Below are 7,011 nucleotides of genomic sequence, written 5' to 3' on the forward strand. Positions count from 1 at the left end.
TCCTTCCTCCAGGCTCCACGCCTCGCTGCGGGTGGACTGGAAATAGAGATCCGCATAGTCAACGCGGTGCGTGAAGATCTCTGCCAGCGTGCGCGTAATGGTGGATTCGTCTAGGCCGTAAGGCGTCAGAAGAATCTCTTTCGCGGTGGCGAGATTTCGGATGCCGGGTTCGATGATGTTCATTCGGTGCCTGTGGCGAAGTCTGTAGGGATTAAAAGCATTCTAACGTCGGAGCATTTATGCCACACCCTGACCAAATGGAGGGGTACTCCGAAAAAAACAAGCCAACTAAACAAGCTAGCTCCCAAGCTAGCCCAGCACGCGATGACGAAAGGCCGGCAGGCTCTGCCGGACAGACGCGATGCGCGCTTTATCGATATTTCCCGCTGCCACGCCCGGGCCTTCTTCCACCACGGCCACGACCTCGCCCCACGGGTCGATCAGCATGCTGTGGCCCCAGGTGCGGCGCCCGTTCTCGTGTTTGCCGCCCTGCGCTGCGGCGAGCACGTAGCACTGGTTTTCCACCGCACGCGCCTTGAGCAGCGTTTCCCAGTGCGCCTCGCCGGTTGTATACGTGAAGGCGGACGGCACGACCATCAACGCGCAGTCGCCCATCTTCCTATAGAGCTCGGGAAAACGCAGGTCATAGCACACCGACAAACCCACCCGTCCGAACGGCGCTTCGAATGTACGCACTTCGCTGCCCGGGCAGATGGTGCGGGCTTCATCGAAGGATTCCGAGCCTTTTTCGAAGTTGAACAGGTGGATCTTGTCGTAGCGGGCGACCTGCTTGCCGGTGGGATCGAAAACGAGCGTGGTATTGAGCACACGCGACGCCTCCGATGATTCCAGCGGCAACGTCCCGCCGATGATCCAGACCCGATGCTCGCGCGCGGCATCGGACAAGAACTGCTGGATCGGGCCCTGGCCGAAGGTTTCGCGGATCGCGAGCTTGTCCGTGTCCTTGAAACCCATGAAGCAGAAGTACTCCGGCAGCAGCACAAGCTTCGCGCCGTCACGCGCGGCTTCGGCGATCAGCCGTCCCGCTTCCGCGATATTTCGGTCGCGATCCGGCACGCTGACCATTTGCAGCGCGGCGACGCGGAAATTATCGGGGATGCTTTCGCTCATGTCAGCCTTTTAAAAAGGGCACGATAAATGATCGATTTGCCGTCAACGCAAGCCATTAGCGCGACAAGCGCGCTCAATCCGCCTCTGCGGCAGCAGGAATTTCGATCTTACCCTGATCGCCTTTGACCCGCTGAATGACGGGTTTCGACCATGGGCCGGTAATGGAATAGTCGCGGGTAAAGGCTTTGCCAATCGACTTCGACAACACCAGATCCCCAGCCAGCGTGGCAAGGCCGAGCAGCGGATTGATCACGGCCGCGCCAATGGCCACCGCGCCCGCACTGATCGTCGGGATGACCTTGGCATGCATGTCCTGCGTCTGCTTCGGCAGATCGACGAGACCCGTCAGTTCGACGCGCGCCGGCGGGGTGACCATCTTGAAATCGTCCGTCCGTCCGATGCCATCCTGAACCGTCGCGGTGCCGGTAATCTTCTCGAACGGCAGGCCCTTGCCGACGACATCCTGGAAGTTCAGCGTAAGAAAGTGCGCGAGGCTCTGCAGGCTGAATACGCCGAGCCATTTGACCGCCGCCGCGTTTTTGACTTTCAGGATCTGGCCGTGCTCGAAATCGACGGCGACCTTGCCGTTGAGCGTGGGCATGTCGATCGCGGCGGGGCTGCCGTCCCAGCCGAGCTGGCCCGTGACCGAGCCCTTGCCGTTCTTCACCGTCTGCGGCAAACCCATGCGCTCGACGAGCGCGCCGGCATCGAGAATATCGAGCTTGAAATCGACGGCCGTGCGGCGCGGGCCGTCATCGTCGGAATCGGTTTCCGGATGCGCTCCGGCGCCCGGAATCGTGCGCCAGTTGGCCGTAGCCGAAAGCCGCGCGTCCGGGTTCTCCAGGTCGAGCTTGTCCAGATGCCAGACCGGCACACCGTCTTCCACGCCGTTGCGCGCGTTGACTTCCAGTCGCCCGAGCGTGCGTTCGCGCACCACGAGCTCGTTCACGATCAAGTCGATGGACGGCATGTTGCTCGGCGGCGGCCTGCGGATCATTTGCCCGACCATGTCGTTCTCCGTTTTGTCCGGGATCACGACCTTGGCGAAGCGCGCCTGCAGGGCGCCCGGACTCTCCTTGGTCGCGCCGGGCAGCCATTCGACATATCCCGACACCTGATTCGACGCGATGTTCGCCTTCCACTTGCGGTCGTCGTCACCATCGCCGCGCGTGGCGCCGATGGCCACGTTTTCCCAGCGCCGGGCGAGCAGCTTGAGCGTGGTGAAGTGCAGGGCAATGCGGTCGGGAACGAACTGCTTCGCGACGGTAGACGGAGTCTTGCCGTCCGTCAGCCGGACAGGCGGCGCTGCGGCAGGGGCAGGGGCTGGCATTGGCCCGAGATCCGAGATGGTCTTGCGCCAGGCATCGGCATCGAGTTCATCCAGGTCGACCGCTGCTGTCACGCCTTCGGCCGGAAGATCCGCCGGCTTGTTCACGCCGATGGCACCGCGCTCCACAACGGGCGCCGCCTTGCCTTCGCGCTTGAGCAGGTAGTGCGCATTGACGGGCCCGAGCGTGAGCTTTGCATCGTGTTCCACCTGCGATCCGGCGACGGGCGCGAAGGTGAACGTGAACGGCATCGGCGCGCCCTGGGCCTTGTTGAACGGCGCAGGGAAATCGAGGCCGAGGCCTGTCAGATCGGAGTTCGCTTCAACGCGCGGCAACGCGTTTTTTACGCCGCGCACCCGCAGGTCGTAAGGCGCTGTGCCGCTGAGGTGTTTGAGCAGCGCCACCGTCTGCGCCTGATTGCGCAGGTTCAGGCTTTGGGCCGCGTCCGCACCGATACGGCCAGTGACATCGAATGCATAACTGCCGTCGGGTTTCACGCCGCCCGTGCCGCGCACGTCGCCGCCGAGGAACTTGCCGGTGATGCCATCGAGCGATGCGGTTTTTTCTCCGAAGCTCGCGCGGCCTCTCAGATTCGACAGGGGCGGAAACGCCTCGTATTCGAGATCGTTGCCGGCGAACGTGAGCGAGCCCTTGTAACCCACGCGTTGCCGCTGACCGGGCGGCGGCGCGACGCGCGGAATCTGCAATTGCAGCGCGAGCGCGGCATTGCCGGTCGCGTGGATCTTGGTCGCGACATGTTGCGAGAGCGAGCCGAGCGAACTGTCTTCTACGTAGCGCAGCATGTCGGTGATCGGACCGTGCGCGTCGGCATCGATGATCAGTTTCGATTCACGATTTCCCAGGTCTTCAATGCGCCCCGTGGTCTTGCGCACGCCTATGCCCAGGTAATGACCGCGCGTGATATCGAAGCCGAGTTTGTTTTCGGCCAGATGAAACGTCCCGTCGATACCATCAAAGGCCGGCCATTGATTCGGCGTGCCGTTTGCCATGGTCTTGGGCGGGTAGGGCGTGGGCTCGAACTTGCCGCCGGTGAACGGCGCGACGATGCGGAACTTGCCGGCATCGGGGAAACGGGAATAGGGAAATTTCGTCAGGTCGCCATGAATCTCGATGGTGCCATTACGCGAGACGCCCGCCTGCAACGCGTGTCCGAGATACATGCGCAGCTTCTCGCTGATGCTCGTCGGCAAGAAGTGGGTGAGGCTCGTCACCTTCAGATACTCGGCCGTCGCCTTCAGGTCGAGCGAACCGCGCCCTTCGCCTTCGTTCTTGTAATCGGCCGTGGCGCGGGCTTCGGCGTCGGCGTTCTTCACGTGCAGATTGTCGATATGCGCCGTGATCGCCTTGTGCGGCTTGCCGGGGGCGTTGGCGACGGTCCAGGTCACGCGGCCATCGATCTGATCCATGACGAGGCGCGGGTTGTCGAAGACGCCGGGAAGCGTGATCGCGGTATTTTTTGTATCGATGACCGCGCTGCCGTGGTCCTGGTCTGCGTCGATCCTGCCCCACAGGTTTTCCACGCCTGGAATCCCGGCGCGCGGATGGTTGTTCACCGTCAGGCCCGGCGGCGGTTCCTGCGCCAGCACGCTCACGCCGCGAAGGTCCCCCTTGACGGTGTAACGCGTAGGCGGCTCTGTGCCTTTTTCGCGTTGCGCCTGCGCCTGAGCAGGTGTGGTCGGCGCGGGACGTTCGGTTTCCAGCGTGTAGTTGGCAATCTGTCCGCGCGGATCGAAGCGGATCAGGTCGTTCTGCACCTTCGACGGCAACGGCAGCGCGCGCATGAATTCGCCAAGAATGCCGAGATCCACGAAATCGCCCGACACGCCGAACTTCTGCCCGAGATTCACGGACGCCGCGCGGTATCTGCCGGTAAGCGTGTGCATGGCAAGCAACCGGGACACGGGCGTGCCGTCGGACATCGGTTTCTGGCCGAGCTCGGCTTGCAGATTGGCGAGATGCAGCGTGTATTCGTTGTCCTGGAAGCCGAGATCCCAATTGAATTTCGCGATGGGCATGTCGAGGCGCGGCTGCGTCGGGCGCACGCGCAGCGCGATGTCCGAACCCGTCAGGTCGCCGCCCGCCGTCTTCAGTTTGCCGTCTGCAAAGTCGAGCCAGATGCGGTTATCGAAGCGGCCGCTGTAGGTCGCGAACGGCATCTTCACGTAGTGCGCGAGCGTGGGTAGATCGACCGGTCCCGTCGATAAATACGCGTCTCCCGTCCAGTTCTCCGGACGGCCCGCCGTGCTGAACCGCGTATGGGTGAAATCCGCGCGGAAATCGAGCGGACCATGCAGCACGTCGCCATCCGGCGGCGCCTGAAGCGCGAGGCGGTGGCGGTTGCCATCGGTGAGTATCGCGAGCTTGATGCGCTTGAGCGCAAGTTCCGGCGCGCCGCGCTGCGCGTCATGCCAGCGCAGCGTGCCGTCGCGCAGCACGATGGCTTGCTGGCTCAACAGCCAGGTCATGAACGTATTGTTGCCGGTGCGTTTGGCCGGGATCGGCACGCCGGCCACGCTGAACGTGCCGTCCTTGTTACGCGCAATGATGACGTCGGGTCCATCGACGGTCAGGTTCGAGAGCACCGGGATGGGCCCGAGCAGCGAACGCCACGCGACCGTCGCGCTCGCGTGCGGGACAGCGACGCCGGGTGAACCGTCGGCGGCGTCGATGCGCAGGTTGTCTATATCGAAGGAAGGCTGCAGGCCGGACCATTTCGCGGTGATCCGTCCAAGGCGCAATTGCGCATGAATTTTCGCCGATACCATCTGCTCGATGCGCGGCCTGAACGCATCGATCTGAGGCAGCACGGCGTAACGCAAGACCAGATAGATACCGGCGACCGCGAAATACACCACGGCGACCAGCACCAGAAGGACTTTGAGCGCCCGCGTCAAAACGCGCTCGACTCGACCGCCAAGCTTCATTGGTACAGCTTCTGGCAGGTCGGCAAATTCCTTTTGGTTGGACATGCGGCGGCGGATCGGCGATATGGTAGGTTTTCGAGATTTGACGTTGAAATGTAACACAGCGCGCAGTTCAAAAAACTGCGGGGAGACGCTACGATGCGCCCGCTGAGCCGCGCCGGATGGACCTTTCCCGTCTTCTGCGCACTTTGTTACAAAAGCCCCGGCAACGAGCCGGACATGTTTGCAGAGCAATGACCGAGCCCGACTTTCCATGACCGAAGCATCCTTGCTGAGTTCCAGCGCCTCCAACTACGCGGCGCGCCTCTACGCCGCGCGTCCCGAACTGCCGGCGCACATCGCGCAATGGTCGAAGGCGCCGGTCCGGCGCGCGTGGATCGAGGAGCGTCTGGACGCGTTGTGCGACGTGTGTGCAGGCGGTGCCCGGTTCGATGAAGCCCGGCTCAAGACCGCGTTGCGCAGGCTTCGTGGAGAGGTTTTCTGCACGGTGATGGAACGCGATCTTGCCGGTCTCGCCGACGTCGCGGAAGTCACCGGCGCCATGACCGACCTCGCGGAGCTGACCATTCGGCGGGCGTTGGCGGTTTTGTCGAAGGATCTGGAGACCACCTTCGGCGAGCCGCGCGGACAGGACGGACAGCGCCTGACGTTGGGCGTTGTCGGCATGGGAAAACTGGGCGGACGCGAGTTGAACGTGTCATCGGATATCGACCTGATCTTCGTTTATGAGGACGATGGCGAGACGACGGGCGGGGAACGCGCGGCTTTATCGACGCAAGAATATTTCACGCGGCTTGGGCGCAAGCTGATCGGCGCGCTGGCTGAAGTAACGGAAGATGGCTATGTGTTTCGTGTCGATATGCGCCTGCGTCCGAACGGCGATGCCGGTCCGCTGGCCTGCGGACTCGGCATGCTCGAAGAGTATTTTTACGTGCAGGGCCGCGAATGGGAGCGCTATGCATGGATCAAGGGGCGGCTGGTTTCCGAGGGCGAAAGCGAAGCGGCGCAACGGCTCGCCAGGCAACTCGAGGCGCTTTCCACGCCATTCATATACAGGCGGTATCTGGACTACGGCGTGATTAGCGCGATCCGGTCGCTGCATGTCCAGATTCGCCAGGAAGCGCAGCGCCGTGCGTCCATGCGCCCCGATAAGGCCGACGACATCAAGCTCGGCCGCGGCGGAATCCGGGAGATCGAATTCAGCGCGCAAGTTTTCCAGTTGATCCGGGGCGGCCAGCTTGCCGATCTGCGGATTCGTCCGACTTTGTCCGTGCTGGAGAAAGCCGTGGCGTACGGACTGATCGCGCCCGCCGTCTGCGCCGAGCTCACCGAGGCATACCTCTTCCTGCGTAAGCTCGAACACCGCTTGCAATATAGAAACGATGCACAGACGCACGCCATGCCGGTCTCGCCGGAGGACCGCGCGGTGCTTGCCGAAACAATGGGCTTCGCCAGTTACGAAGCGCTCAAGGACGCGCTGGAAGCGCATCGGGCGCGCGTCGAATATCAATTCGACCAGACTTTCGCCGACAAGGTGAACGGCGACGGCGGTTGCGGCGTGGCGTGCGTCTGTGCATCGTTTCTATATTGCAAGCGGTGTTCGAGCA

Annotated in this window: 3 protein-coding genes and 1 pseudogene; 1 reads left to right on the forward strand and 3 read right to left on the reverse strand. The window is 62.7% G+C overall.

Annotated features, from left to right (window positions below; all coding sequences use genetic code 11):
* The 3 genes and pseudogenes from tldD to ACRXB1_RS26430 form a co-directional block, all read right to left on the reverse strand.
* Nucleotides 1–183 (reverse strand): annotated as a pseudogene (tldD, locus tag ACRXB1_RS26420) (metalloprotease TldD); the annotation flags it as partial.
* A 126-nt stretch (nt 184–309) separates the two neighbouring features.
* Nucleotides 310–1,131 (reverse strand): carbon-nitrogen hydrolase family protein, encoded by an 822-nt coding sequence (locus ACRXB1_RS26425; RefSeq protein ID WP_449493714.1) that lies wholly within the window; start codon nt 1,129–1,131, stop codon nt 310–312.
* A gap of 73 nt (nt 1,132–1,204) precedes the next feature.
* Nucleotides 1,205–5,449, reverse strand: a complete 4,245-nt coding sequence (locus tag ACRXB1_RS26430) for a YhdP family phospholipid transporter (RefSeq protein WP_449493715.1) — start codon at nt 5,447–5,449, stop codon at nt 1,205–1,207.
* Nucleotides 5,450–5,657: 208 nt separating this feature from the next.
* Here ACRXB1_RS26430 and glnE point away from each other — a divergent pair.
* Nucleotides 5,658–7,011 (forward strand): bifunctional [glutamate--ammonia ligase]-adenylyl-L-tyrosine phosphorylase/[glutamate--ammonia-ligase] adenylyltransferase (gene glnE / locus ACRXB1_RS26435; RefSeq protein ID WP_449493716.1); only part of this gene is annotated, 1,354 nt, incomplete at its 3' end.

The sequence above is a fragment of the Caballeronia sp. M23-90 genome, assembly GCF_053574605.1.